This window comes from Orenia sp., assembly GCF_055140805.1.
In genome coordinates this window covers 1-20822 of sequence record NZ_JBSQYM010000009.1, presented here as the reverse complement: position 1 = coordinate 20822, position 20822 = coordinate 1, and the positions used below count along the sequence as shown (strand labels likewise).

Below are 20822 nucleotides of genomic sequence, written 5' to 3'. Positions count from 1 at the left end.
TATGAGTGTGAACTTGATATTGATTTTACTCACACTCACACCGACACGCACACTCACACTCACACTACAAAATAGGGGGATTGTTATGAATTTTGCTGATAGATTGATGGATAAAATAGATGAGAAGAGAAGTCATGTCTGTGTAGGATTAGATCCTAGATTAAATCAAATTCCTACAGAGATTACAGATCAGGCAGTAAAGGAGTATGGAGCTACCTTAGAAGCAGTTTACCACTCGATCTTGGAGTTTAACAAAGGGATTATCGATGCAATTGCTGATTATGCTCCAGCTGTTAAGCCCCAGATGGCTTTTTATGAACAGTATGGTCATTGGGGTGTTAAAGCTTTTGAAGATACAGTAGCCTATGCTAAAGAGTCTGGTCTGCTAGTTATCAATGATGCTAAAAGAAATGATATCGGTTCAACAGCACAGGCCTATGCCGATGGGCATTTAGGAAGTCCTAAGTTTTGGGGTGAGCAGAAACTAGAGAGCAATTCTGATTCCTTGACAGTAACACCTTATTTGGGTTCTGATGGAATTAATCCTTTTGTAGAGACTTGTCGTAATTATGATAAAGGGATTTTTGTATTAGTTAAGACTTCAAATCCTTCCTCACATGAGCTACAGGATTTAGAGAGTGGAGGAGTTAAGATTTATGAACAGATGGCTCAGTTGGTCAGTCAGTGGGGAGCAGAGGTAGTTGGAACAAGAGGCTATAGCGCTGTTGGTGCTGTAGTAGGTGCTACCTATCCAGAGGAGGCAGCAAAATTAAGAGAGATAATGAAGCAGAGTTACTTCTTAGTTCCTGGCTATGGTGCTCAAGGGGGAACTGCTGAAGATGTCTTGGCTTCTTTCAATGACGATGGTTATGGAGCGATAATCAATTCTTCACGGGGAATTATCTTTGCTTATCAAAAAGAGGAATATAGTGATGACTATCAAGAAGCTGCAAGAGAAGCAGTTATTGAGATGAAAGAAGCTATTAATCAGGCTTTAGCAGAAGCAGGGAAAATATCTTGGTAATAACGGTTTACAAGTATGAATAATTCATGTATAATAATACAAACATCTTAATAAATATACAGATAGGTTATAAAAGGAGGTCTGGGAATGAAAGCAAAATTAGTTTTAGAAGACGGAACGGTTTTTAATGGAATCAGTTTTGGAGCAGAGATAGAGGCTAGTGGTGAGATTGTATTTAATACAAGTATGACAGGCTATCAAGAGATTTTAACTGACCCATCTTATAAGGGTGAGATAGTAACGATGACCTATCCCCTAATCGGAAATTATGGGATTAATGATGAAGATATAGAGTCTTATATGGCACATGTTAATGGATTTATAGTTAAGGAGTTCTGTACAGAGCCAAGTAACTGGCGAAAGCAGAAGAAGATAGAAGAGTATTTAAAAGAGAATAATATTGTAGGAATCTCAGGAATTGATACTAGAGCTTTAACTAAATTATTAAGAATCGAAGGAACAATGAAGGGTGTTATTACTACTGAGGATCTTTCAGAGGAGGAATTAATCCAAAGAGCTAAAAAAGCACCGGGACTATCTGGTAGAGACTTAGTCAGTGAAGTAACTACTAAAGAAGTTTATACTAAAGGAGAAGGACAAGAGCATAAGGTAGTTTTAATAGATTGTGGGGGTAAGAAGAATATAGTTCGTTCTTTGGTAGGGCGTGACTGTGAAGTAACTGTAGTACCAGCTACTACTCCAGCCAAAGAGATCTTAAGCTACAATCCAGATGGGATTATGCTATCAAATGGACCTGGAGATCCTCAAGATGCATCTTATGTAGTTAAGACAGTTAAAGAGTTACTTGGCAAGAAACCTATCTTTGGAATCTGCTTAGGGCATCAAATCTTAGGTTTGGCCTGTGGAGCAGACACTTATAAATTGAAGTTTGGACATCGTGGAGCAAACCATCCAGTTAAGGATTTAGCAACAAATCGAGTTTATATCACCTCTCAAAACCATGGTTTTGCTATCAAGGAGGAATCTGTTCATGACCTTGATATAGAGGTTACTCATATCAATGTTAATGATGGAACTGTAGAAGGGATTAAGCATAAAGAATTACCAGCTTTCTCAGTACAGTATCATCCTGAAGCATCACCAGGACCAGAGGATTCACATTATCTATTCGATAGATTTATCAGTTTAATGAACAATTAATAATAAACAATGTACAATTTGAATTAATTTAATAATGAATTTTTGATTAATACTAACTTTACTTGTCAATAAATCATAGAAATTAAAAAAATAAATTTGATTTTAACTACTGACCCACACGAATTAAACACGAATAAAGAATTGAAATACAAATTTAAAAATTAAAATGGTTTTGAATTAATTGGTGAGATTTGTGAAGATTCGTGGCAGAAAAGGTTTTGAAGCATTTATAATTGTCAATTGTGAATTATACATTGTAAATTAACCAAGGAGGTTTTATTTATGCCAAAACGACAAGATTTACATAAAGTAATGGTTATCGGCTCAGGACCAATTATTATTGGGCAGGCAGCAGAGTTTGATTATTCGGGAAGTCAGGCTTGCCGTTCATTAAAGGAAGAGGGTTTAGAGGTAGTATTGGTTAATAGTAACCCTGCTACAATTATGACAGATCAGAATATGGCTGATAGAGTCTATATCGAGCCTTTAACGGTAGAGCATATTTCAGAAATTTTAAGAAAGGAACGTCCAGATGGACTCTTACCTACTCTAGGTGGGCAAATAGGACTTAACTTAGCTATCGATTTGGCTAAAACAGGTATCTTAGAGGAATTAGAAATAGAGCTATTAGGTACTCCTTTAAAGACAATTCAAAAAGCAGAGGATAGAGATATCTTTAAAGCTTTGATGGATGAGATTGGGGAGCCAGTCTTGAAGAGTCGTACAGCAGAGACGATGGTTGATGTTTTAGAGATAGCTGAAGAGATTGGTTATCCAGTAATCGTACGTCCAGCCTTTACTATGGGTGGTACTGGTGGAGGAGTAGCTGATAATCAAGAGAAGTTAAAGGAGATTGCTACTCGTGGCTTCAAGCATAGCCTGATTGGACAGGTGCTAATCGAAAGAAGTGTTAAGGGATGGAAAGAGATAGAGTATGAGGTAATGCGTGATAGTAATGATAACTGTATTACTGTCTGTAATATGGAGAACTTTGACCCAGTAGGAATCCATACAGGAGATAGTATCGTTGTAGCACCAAGTCAGACTATCTCTGATAAAGAGTATCAGATGTTACGTTCTTCATCACTTAAGATTATTAGAGCTTTAGGGATTGAAGGTGGATGTAATGTTCAGTTTGCTCTAAATCCTGATAGCTTTGAATATATCATTATCGAAGTTAACCCTCGTGTAAGCCGCTCTAGTGCCTTAGCATCTAAAGCTACCGGTTATCCAATAGCCAAGGTTTCAGCTAAAATTGCTTTAGGATATACCTTAGATGAGATCGATAATGCTATCACTCAAAAGACTAAAGCTTGCTTTGAGCCAGCCTTAGATTATGTAGTCTTAAAGATTCCAAGATGGCCTTTTGATAAGTTCCATTATGCTGATAGAGAGCTAGGAACACAGATGAAAGCAACTGGTGAGGTAATGGCTATCGAGCGTACCTTAGAAGGTGCTATGTTAAAGGCTGTTCGTTCTCTAGAGGTGGGAGCATCTGGATTGAAGCATGATGAGGTTGAAAGCTGGAGTGATGAGAAGTTAGCAGAGTACTTACAGATAGCTGATGATAGAAGAATCTTTGTAATTGCTGAGGTTCTAGGAAGAGATTGGAGTATAGATAAGATTCATGAGTTGACAGGGATTACTAAGTTCTTCTTAGTTAAGATGAAGCATGTCATCCTATTAGAGAAGAAATTAGAGAAAGAAGGTTTAACGCCAGAGCTAGTTAAAGAGGTTAAAGGCTTTGGCTTTGCCGATAAAGAGATTGGACTTTTAACTGGGACTGATGAGATGACAGTTAGAGAGTTTCGTAAGGAGCATGGAATTGATGTTGTTTACAAGATGGTTGATACTTGTGCAGCAGAGTTTGAGGCTGAAACTCCTTATTACTACTCTACTTATGAGAAGACCAATGAATCAGAGGTTACTGATAAGAGGGGTGTCTTGGTTATTGGGTCAGGACCAATTAGAATCGGCCAAGGGGTTGAGTTTGATTACTGTAGTGTTCATTCAGCTTGGGCTTTACATGAAGAAGGTTATGAATCAATTATCGTTAATAATAACCCAGAGACAGTGAGTACAGATTTTGATACTTCCGATAGATTATACTTTGAACCGATTACTAAAGAAGAGGTCATGAATATTATCGAACATGAGCAACCTGAAGGTGTTGTAGTACAGTTTGGTGGGCAGACAGCAATCAACTTGGCTAAGCCACTAGCTGATGAAGGGATCAATATCTTAGGTACATCTTTTGAATCAATTGATCTTGCTGAGGATAGAGATAAATTCATTCACTTACTTAGAGAGCTGGATATTCCTACACCAGAGGGTGATGTAGTCTTCTCTAAGAAAGAGGCTGAGAAGGTAGCCAATAAGATTGGTTATCCAGTCCTGGTAAGACCATCTTATGTACTAGGTGGTAGAGCTATGGAGGTTGTTTATAATAATGAAGAGTTAAATGACTATATGGAGAATGCTGTTAAGGTAACTCCTGAGCATCCAATCTTAATTGATAGATATATTGTTGGTAAGGAATTAGAGGTAGATGCTATCTCTGATGGAGAAGAGGTAATTATTCCAGGAATTATGGAGCATATCGAAAGAGCAGGGGTTCATTCTGGAGATAGTATTGCAGTTTATCCAACTCAGACTGTTAGTGAAGAGTTAAAGAATACAATTGCTGAGTATACTAAGAAGTTAGCAGTGGCATTAGATACTAAAGGATTGGTCAATGTTCAATATGTAGTTGACGGAGAGACACCTTATGTAATTGAGGTAAATCCAAGATCAAGTAGAACAATTCCTTATCTAAGTAAGGTAACAGGAATACCGATGGTTAACTTAGCGACTAAAGCGATGTTAGGTCAGAGCTTAAAAGATAGTGGATATCCTCTTGGTCTAGTACCAGAAAAAGAGCATGTTGCAGTTAAGGTACCAGTCTTCTCCTTCTCTAAATTAACAGAAGTGGATACCAACTTAGGACCAGAGATGAAGTCTACAGGAGAGGTATTAGGTTTAGATTACGATTATGAATCAGCTCTATACAAAGGTTTTGTAGGTGCTGGAATGAACATACCAAAGTCAGGAACTATTTTAGTGACAATTGCTGATATGGATAAAGAAGAGGCTATACCATACATTAAAGAGTTCTCTGAATTAGGCTTTAATATAGTAGCTACTTCAGGAACAGCTAAGGTATTAGCAGAGGCAGGATTAGAGGTTGAAGAGGTTAAGAAGTTATCAGAAGGCTCTCCAAATGCAATTGATTTGATTAAAGAGGATAAGATTGACTTAGTAATTAATACTTTAACTAAAGGTAAAGAGCCAGCTAGAGACGGATTTAAGATTAGAAGAAATGCTGTAGAGATGGGTGTGCCTTCTCTAACCTCATTAGATACAACTAAAGCTATCTTACAGGTATTAGAGAAGATTACTTCTGGCAAAGAGGTAAGTGTGCAAGCATTACAAGATTATGTATAAATAGTGAATAGTGTGAGTGTGTGTGTGAGTTTATAATTATGATTTTCTCACACTCACACTCACACTTATATAAAGGGGTGAAGATAATGTCAAAAAGAGTAATTGCAAAGGTTATTTCACAAGAAGAGATTAGCCCTAGACATTTTAAGATGGTTATTGATGCACCAGAGGTGGCTAAAGAGGCTAAAATAGGTCAATTTATCCATCTGAAATGGGTAGCTAAGTTAAATGAGCATGACCCTTTACTTAGAAGACCAATCAGCCTTAATGAGATAGATCAAGAGGCGGGAACTATAACTATTATCTATCGAGCAATCGGACGAGGCACACAGTTATTAGCTACACTTAAAGCAGGAGATCAAGTTGATTTGATGGGAGCAATCGGAATGGGCTTCTCTATTCCTGAAGATGCTAATAAGTTTGTAGTAGTTGGTGGAGGAATGGGAATTGCCCCATTGTATCCAGTGGTAAAGAAATTAGTAGGGTCAAATAAAGAGGTAGCAGTCTTAATCGGGGCTGAAAATAAAGGGCAATTATTAAATCTAGCAGATTATGAAGAGATGGATGTAGAGTTAAAGGCTGCAACTGTAGATGGTAGCTATGGATACCAAGGCTTCGTAACAAAATTTCTAGATGATACGTTGACAGATGCTGATTATATCTATACCTGTGGGCCAGAGGTTATGATGGAGGTTGTACAAGACTGGGCTATAGCCAATGATATCAAGGGAGAAGCTTCTTTAGAAGAGCGAATGGGCTGTGGAACAGGGGCATGTTTATCCTGTGTTTGTAAGGTTAAAGTCAAAAATGAGTCAGCTTGGGACTATAAGAAGACCTGTATTCAAGGACCAGTCTTCCCATTAAATGAGGTGATTTTTGATGACTAAAGCAAACTTGGCAGTAGATTTAAATGGATTGAAGTTACAGAACCCAGTCACTACAGCTTCAGGAACCTTTGGCTTTGGACCAGAGTATAAAAATTATGTTGACTTAAATAGACTTGGTGGGGTAATGGTTAAAGGGACTACTTTAAATCCTAAGCTAGGAAATCCTACCCCAAGAATTGCTGAGACTCCAGCAGGAATGTTGAATGCTATTGGTTTACAGAATCCTGGAGTAGACCATTTCTTAGCTAGGATTTTGCCACTGATTAAGGATTATAACTTTAAGACAATAGTCAATATCTCTGGTAATACTGTAGAAGATTATGCTAAATTGGCTAATAAACTAAATGTTGAAGGAGTAGATGCTTTAGAGATAAATATCTCGTGCCCTAATGTTAAAAAGGGAGGCTTGGCCTTTGGTACCCAACCAGAGATGGCAGCATCAGTAGTAGAGGCTGTCAGAGCTGAAACAGATATGACCTTAATTACTAAGCTATCCCCAAATGTAGCTGATATCACTTCTATTGCTAAAGCTGTGGAAGAGGCAGGAACCGATGTTATCTCTTTGATCAATACCTTATTAGGGATGAAGATAGATATTCACAATCAAGAGCCGATCTTAGCTAATAAGATGGGAGGATTATCAGGACCAGCTATTAAACCAGTAGCAGTCAGAATGGTCTATCAAGTAGCCCAAGCAGTAGATGTACCATTGATTGGAATGGGAGGAATCAGTAATGCTGAAGATGCTATCGAATTCTTCTTAGCAGGAGCAAGTGCTATTTCAGTAGGTACAGCCAACTTTGTCAATCCAGAAGTAACCATGGAGATATTAGCTGGAATAGAGAGTTATTTAGTAGAGAAGGGTTATGAGGATATTAATGAGATAGTAGGATTAGCGATAAAATAGTAAGTAATATGTGATTAGATATTATTTTTTAAAGAAACGTAAGCGAATTTTGATTAAAATAGAAGTTATATAATAAATCTAAAAAATTAGAATTCACTCAAATATCTAGTATATAGTACTAGCGTGTTTCGTTGGGAAAGTAAGCGGGATATTGAACAATAATTAATTTATGATATCACATTTAGATTGATATGATTAATCTAATCTTAGTTATATTTACTAGCGTTTTCCCGGTTTTAAAATGATTTTTTGCCTACTTTTTCATCTAAGGTGCTTTGAAGGAAGTGTTCTTCTTCCTGAATGATACCTGTGGTAAAAAAGGTAGGTCGCCTTTTAGGCGAAACCTAAAGCAGAATATTTGATATAATATGAAAAAGTAAGCTATTATCCAGATTATTAAAAATAAGAGGAGTGAATAGTTATGAAAAATGAAAGAGTAATCGAAATCTTTAAGACAACTGGTGTATTACAAGAGGGGCATTTTAAATTGAGTTCAGGTCTACATAGTAACCAATATTTACAATGTGCCCAAGTCTTACAATATCCTGTTTATGCTCAAGAGTTGGCAGAGGGATTGGCTGAGAAGTTTAAAGATGTAGAGATAGATGTAGTAGTAGGACCTGCTATGGGTGGAGTAACTTTAGCTTATGCTGTAGGATTGGCTTTAGAGAAGAAGACAATCTTTACAGAAAGAGTAGATGGTAAGATGACTTTAAGAAGAGGTTTTAGATTAAACGAAGGTGATAAGGTCTTAGTAGTAGATGATGTATTGACTACTGGTAAGTCTATCAATGAAGTAATTGAAGTTTTAAATGAGACTGGTGCTGAATTAGTAGCAGTAGGAACCTTAGTTGATAGAAGAAGTAAAGAGATTAACTTTGAAGTTCCAACTGAATCGATGTTAGCTGTAGATGTGAAGGCTTATGCTCCTAAGGAATGCCCAATGTGCCAAGAGGGATTAGAGATTACTAAGCCAGGTAGTAGATTCTTATAATAATATACTTGAAGTCTATAGTTGCTATTATAGCAACTATAGACTTTTACTATTTATTACCTGCAAGTATAAATTTGAATTAGAATGCAGGACTTTTATTAATATTAAAGAAATATTAAAAGAGAGCAGAGAATTCTCGTGATGTAAGAGTTAAGAAGGGAGCTGTTCTATGAATGTAGAACTGAATGTGCCATTATTTGATATGGTTATGTGCTTATCTGATGCTATGGACTTAGTCAGTCCTATTGTAACTGGTCATCATAAGCGGGTAGCTTATATAGCTTCAAGTATAGGAAGAGAACTAGGGCTATCTAAAGAGGAAGAGAAGGATTTAATAATTGCCGGTGCTTTACATGATGCTGGAGCCTTCTCTTTAAATGAAAGAATGGATTCTTCAAATTGGAATATTTCAGATGAGGTATATGAAGAGACCGAATTCTTTACAACGGGTCCTTTTTATGAATATATAGGTACTATTAGTCATGCTGAGCTTGGTTACCATCTTATCAAGAAATTCAAACCTTTTGCTAAAATAGCCAAAATAATACGTTATCATCATGTACCTTGGGATGATGGTGAAGGAAAGTATTTTAAAGGAGAGCAGGTACCTTTAGGTAGTCATATAATACATTTAGCTGATGCTATTGATATATTAATTAACAAAGAGAATAATGAAGAAGATATCCTTGGTCAAAGTAAGCTGATTTCTGAGAAGATTCTATTAGAGGTAGGTAATAACTTTCCGTTAGAGCTAGTAGAGGCTTTTTTATCTTTAGCTGAAAAAGAGGCCTTCTGGTTTGATATAGTCAGTTCAGCTATAGATAGAACTCTATCTAAAAGAGTAGAGGGTGTTAATCTTGAGCTAAATTATGAAGGTTTGCTTAGTCTGGCTAATCTTTTTAGTCAAATTATAGATTTTAGAAACCGTTTTACAGCTACCCATTCTAGTGGTGTAGCTGCTAGTGCAGAGGTTTTGGCTAATTTGGTTGGCTTATCAGAAGTTAAATGCCGACAGATTAAGATAGCAGGTTATCTTCATGACTTAGGAAAGTTGGCTGTTCCCCCTGAAATTTTAAATAGAGGTGGGAAATTGACGAGAAAAGAGTTTGATATTATAAAAAGGCATCCTTTTTATACATATAAGATTTTGGATAGGGTTAAGGGTTTTGAGGAAATCAAAATCTGGGCTTCTTATCATCATGAACGAGTTGATGGTCAGGGTTATCCTTTTCATACTAAGAATAAAAAGTTACCTATAGAAGCAAGGATAATGGCTGTAGCAGATGTCTTTACAGCACTTACTGAGGATAGACCCTATAGGAAAGGAATGAATCTTCCAAAAGCATTATCTATTTTGGAAGAGATGAGTAATAATGGTGCTTTGGATACAGAAATAGTTTCAATATTGAAGGAGAATTCAAAAGAAATAGACCGTTTCAGAGTTAAAGCACAGACAACTAAAGCAGCAGAGTATGAATCTTTCTGGCAGGAGATAGAATAACAAATAATTTTAAGATGTTTTATTTCTAATCTTGTATAAATTCTAGAATAAATAAGCAATATATAATTTGGAGTTAATGAGGTAACGTCATTATATAAAGCTTAATAATTAAAATCTTGAATTTATTTGTAGGTTATAATTGTCTGAATGCATATTATTGGCCTTAATTGTGTATAATAAAAGTAATTGGTGGTAGACTTTTATCCAGGAACAAGAAAGCTATAATTATTTTTCTATATTTTTAAATATCTTCATAGCTATAGGTATGTGAATTCAAAATGAAACTTAATGGATATATTGGTAATGTTTTAGGAATCAGGAGTCAGGAATCAGTTATCAGTAAAACAGACTGATTCCAGATTCCCGATTCCTGACACGAAAGTGTACCATTATCTCTATATAGCGTTATGGCTAAATTTTATTCTAGATTCACGAATCTATATTATTTAATTAGTTAGTATTATAAAGAAAATTTTTTCCTATATAAATTAGTATGCACAGCTACTAATTCATTAATACTAAATTCAGAATTCAGTGGTGAGTATGAAGTTTTTGAAGTAACTGTCAGCAAATTAATTGAAATAGGCACAAGCTTATAATGGAAAAGACACTTAGGCTTGCCTAAGTGTTATCAATAAATTTATTAGTTTAGTTAAGGAAATCCAATTATCCTAGAGCTATAGGTTCAAGACCTATAGTTTTTTACTTTAAAGCAAAGAGGTGGTTAGATGGAACAGTTTGTTTATACTAATGAGGGGAGAGTATTATTAAGAGAAGCCGGTCCAGGTGATAGCAAGAAAATTTATGAGATGTATCAAGCAACAAACCCAGAAGATTGGTGGGAAGAGGAGCAGTTGAGTGAATTTAGATTCAATCTAATTAAAGAGGCAAAAGGAAGAATATTTATTGCTTTATTAAAGGATGAAGTGATTGGTCATGCAGAAGTGGTATTGCCTGAATCTAAGGATGATCCAGTTTATCTAGTAAGACTTAATATTCATGATGATTTTGGTAGAAGAAAGTTTGGAATAGAGCTAGTGAGATACTCTGCTATTATTATGAAAAATTTGGGTTATAAGTCTTATGTGACTTGGCCTGATACCAACAAATCAAAAGGGTTATATAAGAAGGTAGGGCTAAAGGAGATTAAAGAGAATCCTCAAATGCTGCTGAGTATAAAAGCTAAGAAGAATACAGAGGTTAAGCTTGTTAAAGAGCTTAACTTTAATGAAGAGCCAAAAGATTTGCAGGTAGTAGTAGGATGCCCTTGGGCAAGAGATTATATTTGGCTAAAGGCCTTTAAGGCTGGAGCAGAAGAGTTTTTGGATTATAAAGGCCCTTTTGTTCATCAGGTAAGCTGTAAAGGGATAGAAGGGGTAACTTTATTAGATGGGAATTCTATATATCTTTATGTACCCAAAGCTGAGAAGGATAATATCGAATTGATTAAAGAACTATTAATCTATTCTTCTAATCTGGCTTTGGATAATGGTATTGAGAGTTTACATATTAATATTAAGGATAAATTGTGGTCACAATTAGATCTATCTGATATTTGGGAGATAGATAAAGAAGAAGAACGACTAGAAATGAAGATGGAGTTTTAGATTTTTATAATTGAAAGCAAAAACAGGAACAATACTAATTTGTGCCTGTTTTTGTTCTTTAACTAAAATTACAATTAACTTATTTTAATGGAGAGGATAATATGGCGATTACACTCAAAGATGTAGCTAAAAAGGCAGGTGTAACTGTTACAACTGTTTCAAGGGTTTTAAATAATAGAGGTTATATTAGTGATAAGACAAGAAAAAGAGTTTATCAGGTGATGGAAGAACTTAATTATCAGCCAAATGAGATTGCTAGATCATTATCTAAAAAGAAATCTAATATAATTGGAGTTATTATACCAACTGTTTCTCACCCTTTTTTTTCTGAATTAGCCTTTTATTTAGAGGCATATGCTTATCAGAAAGGATATAAGATAATGTTATGTAATTCTCAACATGATCCTAAAAAAGAAAAAGAATATACAGAAATGTTACGAGGGAATCAAGTGGATGGTATTATAATGGCTAGCCATACTATGGAAGTAAGTGAGTATGAGAATTTAGATCTCCCTATTGTTACCTTTGATAGGCAGATAGAAGGTATTCCATATATTTGCTCTGATAATTATAAGGGGGCTTCTTTAGCTACTAACTTATTAATAGCTAAAGGTTGTAAAAAGCTTGCTTACATAAGTGGTAGTTTAAGTTTGAATTTATTAGCAAATAAGCGAAATGAAGCATTTATTAATATAGCCCAAAGTAGAAATATTGACTATATAACTGCCCAAACAGATATAAATGTTTTTAATACCCAACAATATGAAGGTCTTATTAGAAATTTATTTAAAGACCATCCAGATATAGATGGTATATTTGCAAGTAGTGACTTGATTGCTGCTAATGCTATAAAAGTTAGTAAGCAACTCAATAAAAAAATACCTGAAGACATAAAAGTAATTGGTTATGATGATATTCAAATGTCTTCATTGCTTATACCAGAATTAACAACTATCAGACAACCTATAGAAGAGATGAGTAGTTTAGCTATAGATCTACTTAATAAACAGATAAATGATGATGATGTAGAGTTTGATAATATTTTACCAGTAGCTTTGATAGAGAGGCAAACAACTTAAAAGCTAGTAGTTATATAACTACTAGCTAATTTAAATATATAATATGTCAACCGTTTGACATATTATATATTTTGATTTATACTGATAATGTGACTAGTAGGTATAAAAAGAGGTTATTGCTTTGAAAATTTAATTTATTAAGGGGGATATATAATTATGTCAGTAAAGAATGAAATAATGTTAATCACTTATGCTGATAGTATAGGGGAAAATTTAAAAGATTTAAGTACTGTACTAAAAAAATATTTTAAAGATGCAATTGGTGGAGTTCATATACTACCATTCTTCCCATCATCTGCTGATAGAGGTTTTGCTCCAATCACATATCAAGAAGTAGATGAAAAGTTTGGAACTTGGGAGGATATTGAAGCCTTGAGTGAAGATTTTTATTTGATGTATGATTTTATGGTTAATCATATCTCTCGCCAATCAGAGTTTTATAAAGATTTTCAAGAAAATAAAGATGATTCTCCATACTCTGATTTTTTTATTAGGTATAAGGATTTTTGGAATAATGGAGAACCTACTGAAGAAGAGGTTGACCTTATCTATAAGAGAAAGCCGAGAGCACCTTATATAGATGTGAATTTTGCAGATGGAACAACTGAAAAGATATGGTGTACTTTTGCAGAAGAACAGGTTGATTTGAATATGGAATCAGAAGTTGCCAGAAAATTTATTAAAGATAGTTTAGTATATTTAGCAGAACATGGTGCTTCAATAATTAGACTTGATGCTTTTGCTTATGCTGTTAAGAAGGCTGGGACTAATTGTTTCTTTATTGAACCAGATATTTGGGAATTACTTGACGAGGCAAAAGCAATCTTAGAGCCTTACAATGTTGATATCCTTCCTGAAATCCATGAACATTACTCTATTCAGTTAAAAATAGCTGACCAAGACCACTGGGTATATGATTTCTCCTTACCGATGTTATTATTACATTCTTTATATAGTGGTTCAACTAAGAGATTGACTGCTTGGTTAAAGAAGTGTCCAAGTAAACAATTTACTACCCTTGATACACATGATGGTATTGGAGTTGTGGATGTTAAAGATCTATTGACTGATGAAGAGATTGAGATGACTAGAGAACAACTTTATTCTAGAGGATCGAATGTTAAAAAGGTTTATAGTAGTGCAGCTTATGATAATTTAGATATTTATCAGATTAATTGTACCTATTATTCGGCTTTAGGAAATAATGATGATGCTTATCTTTTAGCTAGAGCTATTCAATTCTTTGCTCCAGGGACTCCTCAGGTGTATTATGTTGGCTTACTTGCAGGTGAGAATGATATTGAATTGCTTGAAGAGACTAAGGTTGGTAGAAATATAAATCGTCATTATTACACTACAGAAGAGATTGACAAAGAGGTTGAAAGACCAGTTGTACAAAGATTAATTGAGTTAATGGAATTCCGTAACTCATATCCAGCCTTTGATGGTGATTATACTATCCATGATACTACTAGTGATGAGTTATTAGAGATTTCTTGGAAAAGAGATGAATATGAAGCTGTATTAAAAGCTAATCTTGCCACTTATGAATATGTGATTAGCTATGATGATTTAGAAACTAAAGAGTATAAACAATTGTAAAGATAGGATAATTTTTTAAGCATATGTCAATCGGTTGATATATGCTTTTTTTATATCATTATTATCTGATCTGTTATGAAAAATGATACAATATCTCCAATATCCATATAACATAATATTTAAATTTTATTCTAAGGTTAGATATTTATATAGGTGTCCAACTTTAGAATGAAACAATAGAAAGGTAATGTAACACTTTTGTGTCAGGAATCGGGAATCTGGAATCAGTCTGTTTCACTGATAACTGCTTCCTGACTCCTGATTCCTAAAAGGGTCACAATACCACTATTAAGTTTCACTTTAGACTTGGATATCTATATAGGTTCGTGAATCTAGAATAAAATTTAACCATGACGCTAGAGAGATAGTGCGACACTTTCGTGTCAGGAATAGGGAATCTGGAATCAGTCTATTTCACTGATAACTGGTTCCTGACTACTGATTCCTAAAAGTATCCTAATATAAATATTAAGTTCGATTTTTAATTCACATATCTATATTATATTTAATTTAAAAATTTATCCATGTAATTTAAAGGTAAGAAGACAATAATATAGAATTATAGATATTAAGTAGATAAATAGAAATATATATCAAAAAAAGGAGGAATAAGTAATATGTTGAAGCTTGATGGATATGAAGTTGATGAATTGCTTTATGAGGGAAAGGCTACTCTCATTTATCTAGGTCATGATAAAAGGACAAAAAAAGAATTAATTCTAAAGACAATTTCATCAAAAAGAGTAACATTAGAGGCTAGTGAGAAATTAAAGCATGAATATGAATTGTCTAAAACTCTTAATTCAGTTGAAGGTGTAGTTAAAGTATATGATTTAGAAAATTTTCAAGGAAGACCAGTACTAATCCGTGAAGGTGTTAGAGGAAGAACACTTAAAAATCTAATCAAAGATAAGCAGCTTCCATTAGCAGAATTTTTAGAAATTGCTATTCAAGTGGTAGATATACTAGAACAAATTCATCAGAGAAAGATCATTCATTTAAATATTAATTTGGATAATATTTTGATTAATAAGCATGGGCAGGTCAAATTTATTGATTTTGGCAGTTCAATGTTTATGGATGAAGATAAAGTAAAAAATAAGAATTACGAGCGATTGGAAGGTACTCTAGCCTATATAGCACCAGAGCAGACTGGAAGAATAGATAGAGCAATAGATTATAGAACAGACTACTATTCTTTGGGAGTATCTTTTTATCAGTTATTAACAGGGCAATTACCCTTTGATTATGTTGATGAGATGGAACTGATTTATGCCCATATAGCTAAATCAGCTCTGTCTCCGATTGAAATCAATGCTAAGATACCAGAAGTACTTTCAAATATCATAATGAAGTTAATTTCTAAAATGCCTAAAGGTAGATATCAAAATTTAGTTGCTTTAAAAAAGGATTTGATAAGATGCCAAGAAGATTTAGAAGATAAAGGAAAGATAGAATCTTTTGAAATTGCTAAAGCAGATAGTTTGAATAGATTTAAAATAGCAGATAAATTATATGGTAGAGAAGAAGAACTCAAAGAATTATTTGACTCTTATCAAAATGTTTATGATGGAAGAAAATCATTAGTATTGATCAAAGGGTCTCCAGGAATTGGCAAGTCTGTTTTAGTCAAGGAAATGAAGAATAAATTCATGAAAGAATCAACACATTTTATCTCAGGAAAATTTGAACAGTATCAAAGTACTGTCCCCTATAGTGCTATCATTAAGGCTTTAGAAGATTTTATAAAGCAATTACTTATAAAACCATCGGAGGAACTAGAAATTTGGCGTAAAAGAATATTAAAAGCGGTAGGTAATAATGGACAAATAATCATCGACGTCATTCCATCGTTAGAGTTAATTATAGGAGAGCAACCTTCTGTTCCAGAATTGGGAGTAGCTGAGACTAAGAATAGATTTAATCTTGTCTTTGAGAATTTTATGGAATCGATTTCAAATAAAGAGCATCCACTTGTAATCTTTATTGATGATTTACAGTGGGCGGATTCTTCTAGTTTAGAGTTTATACAGCTGTTAATGAGCAATAAATCAATTGATTATTTACTCCTTATTGGAGCTTATCGAGATAACAAGGATGAGTTAGTCAAACCGATTAGTGCAATGGTAACTGAATTGGCTGCTATAGAACTTCTTATTGATGAAATCAAGCTACAGCCCTTAGAAGCAGAAGTTATTAAATTAATGTTAGAAGAGAACTTATTATCTTCTAGAAATAATTCAAGCAATTTAGAGGAATTAAGCAGCTTTATCATTGATAAAACTGCTGGAAATCCATTTTTCATAAAACAGTTTTCTCAGGCTCTATATGACAAAGGGTATATCTATTATGATTTAGGTCAATGGCAGTGGAATATAGAAGAGATTAAGCAATTAGGGATAACAGATAATGTAGTAGACTTTTTATTGAATGAAATAAAGAGTTTAGATCCTGTTACAGTAGAACAGCTGCAATATGGTGCTTGTATAGGAAATCGATTTGATTTACAAACTTTAAGTTTAATTAATGATAAAACTACAGATGAGATTTTAAAAGATTTACAAACAGCTGTGGATAAAAGTTTGATTGTGATTGATAATCAAGATGCTTCATTAAAAGCAGAGGATATTAAGATTAAGTTTATTCATGATCGGATTCAACAGGCTGTTTATGCTACATTATCAGCTGATAAAAGAGATTGCATCCATTTAGAATTAGGACGCTTGTTGTTAAAAGATTCTTCTAAAGTAAAGGCGGCAGAAGAGTTATTTGAAATAATCAGGCAGTATAATGCAGGAAGAGTAAAGGTTGATAGTCAACAAGAGAGGATAAAGCTAGCAGAGTTAAATTTAGAAGCAGCTAGATTGGCTAAAAAGGCTGTTGCTTATGAAATGGCATTTCTTTATCTGGAAATAGCCTTAGAGCTATTGCCTGATAATAGCTGGCAAGAATATTATCAGCTAAGTTTAGAGTTATATTCAGAATTAGCAGAAGGAGCTTATTTAGTCGCTAAATATCAAAAGATGGAAGAGTTTATCAGAATGGTCTTAGAAAATGCTAAGACCATAGTGGATAAAATTAAAGCCTACTTAGTTAAAATAGAATCATCTCAAGCACAACTGAAGTTACATGATGCTTTAGATACTTGTCTTAGTGTGCTTAAATTGACAGGGGTAGAGATTCCATCTAACCCAACTCAAGCAGATGTAGAGCAGGCATTTGCCAATGTCAGAACAGCTATGGCAGATATGAAAGTAGAGGATTTAGAAGACCTTCCTGTAATGAAAGATCCTATTAAGCTTGGGGCAATGCAGGTTCTATTACGTAGTATATCAGTTACCTATCACACCGAACCATTATTGAGTCCGATTGTAGCTTGTAAGATGATGGAACTTTCTTTAGAGTATGGTCAACCTTCATTTGTAGCAGCAGTCTATTCATTTTATGGGATGATGCTCTGTGGATTACAAATTGATTTGAAGACTGGCTATAAACTAGGTAAATTAAGTAGTAAAATGCTAGAAAGTCATGATATGAAACAATATAAAGTAATGATTTTAGATATATATAACTATTTCATCAAAGCTTGGGGAGAACATTTAAGAACAACACTAGATCAATTTATGGAAGGGTATCAGGCTGGGATAGAAACTGGTGCTTTTGAATATGCTGGATACTGTTTAACAGCTCATGATAAGAATGCATTTTATGCTGGTTGCCAGTTGCAAATTACGGAAGAGAAGATAGCAACTAACTCAAGCAGACTGGAAAAGATCAAGCAAGGGATATCTATGAATTGGGAACAGATTTTTGGGCAGACTGTTTTAAATTTGCAGGGCAAAGCTGAAGACCCGACTAAACTAACAGGGCAGTTATGTGACGAGAATGAAGTTTTAGCTAAACTGACTAATATTGGTGATTTAACAGGAATGTTTCATTTATTTTTAAATAAAATAGTACTTAATTATTATTTTCAAGAGTACTCTGCTGCTGTTGAATTTGCCAAGAAGACAGAAGAATATGTAAAAACTATGGCAGGAGTAGTAGATATAGTAACTTTTTATTTCTTCGATTCTCTAGCTAGACTGAAAGTATATCCGACTCTAACTGCTGATGAACAAGATCACATATTAGCAAAAGTCAATGAAAATCAAGCAAAGATGAAAAACTGGTCTGAGCATGCTCCGATGAATTTTCTTCATAAGTTTTATTTAGTTGAGGCAGAACGTCTGCAGGTAATAGGTGATAGTTGTAAAGCATTAGAGTACTATAATAGAGCTATTGATTTAGCAAAAGAACATGAATATATCAATGATGAAGCTTTAGCTAATGAGTTAGCTGCAAAATTCTGGCTTGATAAGGGTAATTATATGTATGCTAAGTTACATTTTAAGGAAGCTTATTTGTGTTATAAGTTCTGGGGGGCAGAAGCTAAAGTAGGTGATGTAGAGAGTAGGTATTTAGAATTTTTCCATGAGAAAATTGAAGAGAGTCAAGCTGAAATGGAGACTACAGTGATTAATTCTGATGTACTGGATCTTAATACATTGATTAAGGCTAGTCAGGCTATTTCTGAAGAGATTATTTTAGATGAACTAATCAAGAAATTAATCAAGATTATTATTGAGAATTTAGGAGCACAGAAGGTAGTCTTTATTATGGAGGAGGAAGAGCAACTTATAGTAAAAGGGAAGAAAGAGGTTGACGAGGATGAGATAGCTATTCTTTCAAATACAAGTATTGATGATAGTGAAGATCTACCTATTAGTATTATAAATTATGTTAGTAGAACTAAGAAAAATCTAGTTTTAGAAGATGCTAGTTGTTTTTCACAGTTTAATTCTGATAAGTATGTTGCTAGCAGAAGGCCTAAATCAATCTTATGCCTTCCCTTAATGAATCAAGGAAGGCTGAAGGGAATAATTTATTTGGAGAATAATCTGTTAACAGGTGCATTTACTGAAGATAGGTTGAAAGTTTTAGAGATGCTTTCTTCTCAAATAGTAATTTCTTTAGAGAATGCAAGTTTATATCAAACCTTAAAATCTTCTAATCAAAAATTAGATATTAAAGTAAGAGAACGGACTAATCAGCTAGAGCAGGAAAAGGATAAGTTACAGAAATATCTTGATATTGCTGAAGTTGTATTCTTGATTTTAAACCCGGCGGGAGAAATTACAATGATCAATCAAAAAGGTTGTGAGATTTTGGGATATGATGAAGAGGAGATTTTGGGTAATAGTATAATGGATTATGTTAAAGAAGAATTAAAGGAAGGCTTGTTAAAAAAAAAATAAAAACTTATAAAGAAGTTACTGTGTTAACTAAAGATGCTAGAGAGAGAAAGTTTATTGGACGGAATAATATATTAAAAGATAGAAATGGGGAAATTGATGGGGTATTAATTTCAGCTTTAGACATTACCGAAAGAGAATTACTGAAAGAAGAATTGGAATATAGTAAATTAAAGCTAGAATTTTTCGCTAATTTATCCCATGAGTTTAAAACACCATTAAATCTTTCTTTCTCTGCACTACAAATGTTAACTTTATCTCAAGACAAAAATTATAATCCGGAAATCAAATATAAGTTAAGAAAATATACAAGTATTATTAAACAGAATAATTATAGGCTCTTAAAGTTAGTGGATAATATGCTAGATATCACTAAGATAAATTCTAATTCTTTTAGATTAAATATAGATAATCATGATATAGTAGAGTTTATTAAGAGGATGACCTACTCAGTAGCAGCTTATATAGAGAATAAAAATCGAGTATTAGAGTTTAAATCAAATGTAAAAAATAAAGAAATTCCTTGTGACATCTTTGTGATTGAAAGAATTATTTTAAATTTACTTTCTAATGCAATAAAATTTACAGATGAAGGGGATCTTATTTCTGTAAATCTATTAGATAAAAATGATTATATAGTTATCATAGTAAAAGATACAGGAATAGGAATTCAAGAAGATAAGCAGAAGATGATTTTTGAATGCTTCAGACAGGTAGATAAATCTTTTATTAGAAGAAGCGAAGGAAGTGGAATGGGATTAGCGATTGTTAAATTGCTAGTTGAATTACATGGAGGGAAGATTAAAGTAAGAAGTGAGGTGGGGGTATTTACAGAATTTATCATAAGATTACCTATAAAGCAGTTAAGTCAAGTAGAAGAATCTACAAATAATTATGTTATTAAAGAGAAAAGTCTAATTGATAGGATAGATATAGAATTTTCAGATGTATATGGGCTATAAATTATTAGCTCTGTTATCCAAATATAGTAGGTGTTAGTCGCCCTTTTTAGGATATGTTTTATAAAACATATCCTAAAAAGGGCGACTTTTTCGTTTTATATAGATATCCAAGTCTAAAGTGTAATAAAAGACTAAAGATCAAAAGCTAAAGATTAGCAACGAATTAACACGAATTAAAGATTAAAAGATTAATTAGTCTTTTAATTTTATTCGCGTAAATTTGGTAGATTCGTTGCTGAAAGTTATCTTTTAAGGTTTTTAGTTAAGAACTTAAAGGTATTAAATTATTAGGATATTTAAATTACATTCTAAAGTTGTTTA

General features: G+C 33.6%; 12 protein-coding genes. All 12 read left to right on the top strand.

The window, feature by feature from the left end:
• Nucleotides 1-85 precede the first annotated feature (85 nt).
• The 12 genes from pyrF (at nucleotide 86) to ACTCDL_RS02170 (ending at nucleotide 20501) form a co-directional block, all read left to right on the top strand.
• Nucleotides 86-1024 (top strand): orotidine-5'-phosphate decarboxylase, encoded by a 939-nt coding sequence (pyrF, locus tag ACTCDL_RS02225; protein ID WP_463173693.1) that lies wholly within the window; start codon nucleotides 86-88, stop codon nucleotides 1022-1024.
• Between the two features lie 87 nt (nucleotides 1025-1111).
• Nucleotides 1112-2185 carry a glutamine-hydrolyzing carbamoyl-phosphate synthase small subunit gene (carA, locus tag ACTCDL_RS02220; protein ID WP_463173691.1) on the top strand — a complete coding sequence of 358 codons (1074 nt, stop codon included), beginning with the start codon at nucleotides 1112-1114 and terminating at the stop codon, nucleotides 2183-2185.
• Nucleotides 2186-2467: 282 nt separating this feature from the next.
• On the top strand, nucleotides 2468-5668 hold the full coding sequence (gene carB, locus ACTCDL_RS02215; protein WP_463173690.1) for a carbamoyl-phosphate synthase large subunit: 3201 nt from the start codon (nucleotides 2468-2470) through the stop codon (nucleotides 5666-5668).
• Nucleotides 5669-5754: 86 nt separating this feature from the next.
• Nucleotides 5755-6555, top strand: coding sequence for a dihydroorotate dehydrogenase electron transfer subunit (locus tag ACTCDL_RS02210; RefSeq protein ID WP_463173689.1), 801 nt, complete (start codon nucleotides 5755-5757; stop codon nucleotides 6553-6555).
• Complete coding sequence (locus ACTCDL_RS02205) at nucleotides 6548-7462, top strand: dihydroorotate dehydrogenase (protein WP_463173688.1); 915 nt, start codon at nucleotides 6548-6550, stop codon at nucleotides 7460-7462. The genes ACTCDL_RS02210 and ACTCDL_RS02205 overlap by 8 nt, the downstream gene beginning before the upstream one ends.
• A 421-nt stretch (nucleotides 7463-7883) precedes the next feature.
• Nucleotides 7884-8456, top strand: a complete 573-nt coding sequence (gene pyrE / locus ACTCDL_RS02200) for an orotate phosphoribosyltransferase (RefSeq protein WP_463173687.1) — start codon at nucleotides 7884-7886, stop codon at nucleotides 8454-8456.
• A 169-nt stretch (nucleotides 8457-8625) separates the two neighbouring features.
• Nucleotides 8626-9957 (top strand): HD-GYP domain-containing protein, encoded by a 1332-nt coding sequence (locus ACTCDL_RS02195; RefSeq protein ID WP_463173686.1) that lies wholly within the window; start codon nucleotides 8626-8628, stop codon nucleotides 9955-9957.
• A 728-nt stretch (nucleotides 9958-10685) separates the two neighbouring features.
• Nucleotides 10686-11564 (top strand): GNAT family N-acetyltransferase, encoded by an 879-nt coding sequence (locus ACTCDL_RS02190; protein ID WP_463173684.1) that lies wholly within the window; start codon nucleotides 10686-10688, stop codon nucleotides 11562-11564.
• 101 nt (nucleotides 11565-11665) lie between these two features.
• Nucleotides 11666-12643: a LacI family DNA-binding transcriptional regulator gene (locus ACTCDL_RS02185; RefSeq protein ID WP_463173683.1), complete on the top strand. Its 978-nt coding sequence runs from the start codon at nucleotides 11666-11668 to the stop codon at nucleotides 12641-12643.
• A 156-nt stretch (nucleotides 12644-12799) separates the two neighbouring features.
• A complete protein-coding gene (gene gtfA, locus ACTCDL_RS02180; RefSeq protein ID WP_463173682.1) occupies nucleotides 12800-14245 on the top strand; it encodes a sucrose phosphorylase in 1446 nt (481 codons plus the stop codon).
• A 617-nt stretch (nucleotides 14246-14862) separates the two neighbouring features.
• Nucleotides 14863-19542, top strand: a complete 4680-nt coding sequence (locus tag ACTCDL_RS02175; RefSeq protein WP_463173680.1) for an AAA family ATPase — start codon at nucleotides 14863-14865, stop codon at nucleotides 19540-19542.
• Between the two features lie 20 nt (nucleotides 19543-19562).
• The gene (locus ACTCDL_RS02170; protein WP_463173678.1) at nucleotides 19563-20501 is read left to right on the top strand and encodes a sensor histidine kinase; all 939 of its coding nucleotides are present in this window, start codon (nucleotides 19563-19565) and stop codon (nucleotides 20499-20501) included.
• Nucleotides 20502-20822: the final 321 nt, after the last annotated feature.

Excerpts from the sequence above, each read along its gene's own strand:
- carA (WP_463173691.1), top strand. The coding sequence starts at position 1,112 with ATGAAAGCAAAATTAGTTTTAGAAGACGGAACGGTTTTTAATGGAATC.
- gtfA (WP_463173682.1), top strand. The coding sequence starts at position 12,800 with ATGTCAGTAAAGAATGAAATAATGTTAATCACTTATGCTGATAGTATA.
- ACTCDL_RS02210 (WP_463173689.1), top strand. The coding sequence starts at position 5,755 with ATGTCAAAAAGAGTAATTGCAAAGGTTATTTCACAAGAAGAGATTAGC.
- ACTCDL_RS02195 (WP_463173686.1), top strand. The coding sequence starts at position 8,626 with ATGAATGTAGAACTGAATGTGCCATTATTTGATATGGTTATGTGCTTA.
- ACTCDL_RS02205 (WP_463173688.1), top strand. The coding sequence starts at position 6,548 with ATGACTAAAGCAAACTTGGCAGTAGATTTAAATGGATTGAAGTTACAG.
- carB (WP_463173690.1), top strand. The coding sequence starts at position 2,468 with ATGCCAAAACGACAAGATTTACATAAAGTAATGGTTATCGGCTCAGGA.
- pyrE (WP_463173687.1), top strand. The coding sequence starts at position 7,884 with ATGAAAAATGAAAGAGTAATCGAAATCTTTAAGACAACTGGTGTATTA.
- pyrF (WP_463173693.1), top strand. The coding sequence starts at position 86 with ATGAATTTTGCTGATAGATTGATGGATAAAATAGATGAGAAGAGAAGT.
- ACTCDL_RS02190 (WP_463173684.1), top strand. The coding sequence starts at position 10,686 with ATGGAACAGTTTGTTTATACTAATGAGGGGAGAGTATTATTAAGAGAA.
- ACTCDL_RS02185 (WP_463173683.1), top strand. The coding sequence starts at position 11,666 with ATGGCGATTACACTCAAAGATGTAGCTAAAAAGGCAGGTGTAACTGTT.
- ACTCDL_RS02175 (WP_463173680.1), top strand. The coding sequence starts at position 14,863 with ATGTTGAAGCTTGATGGATATGAAGTTGATGAATTGCTTTATGAGGGA.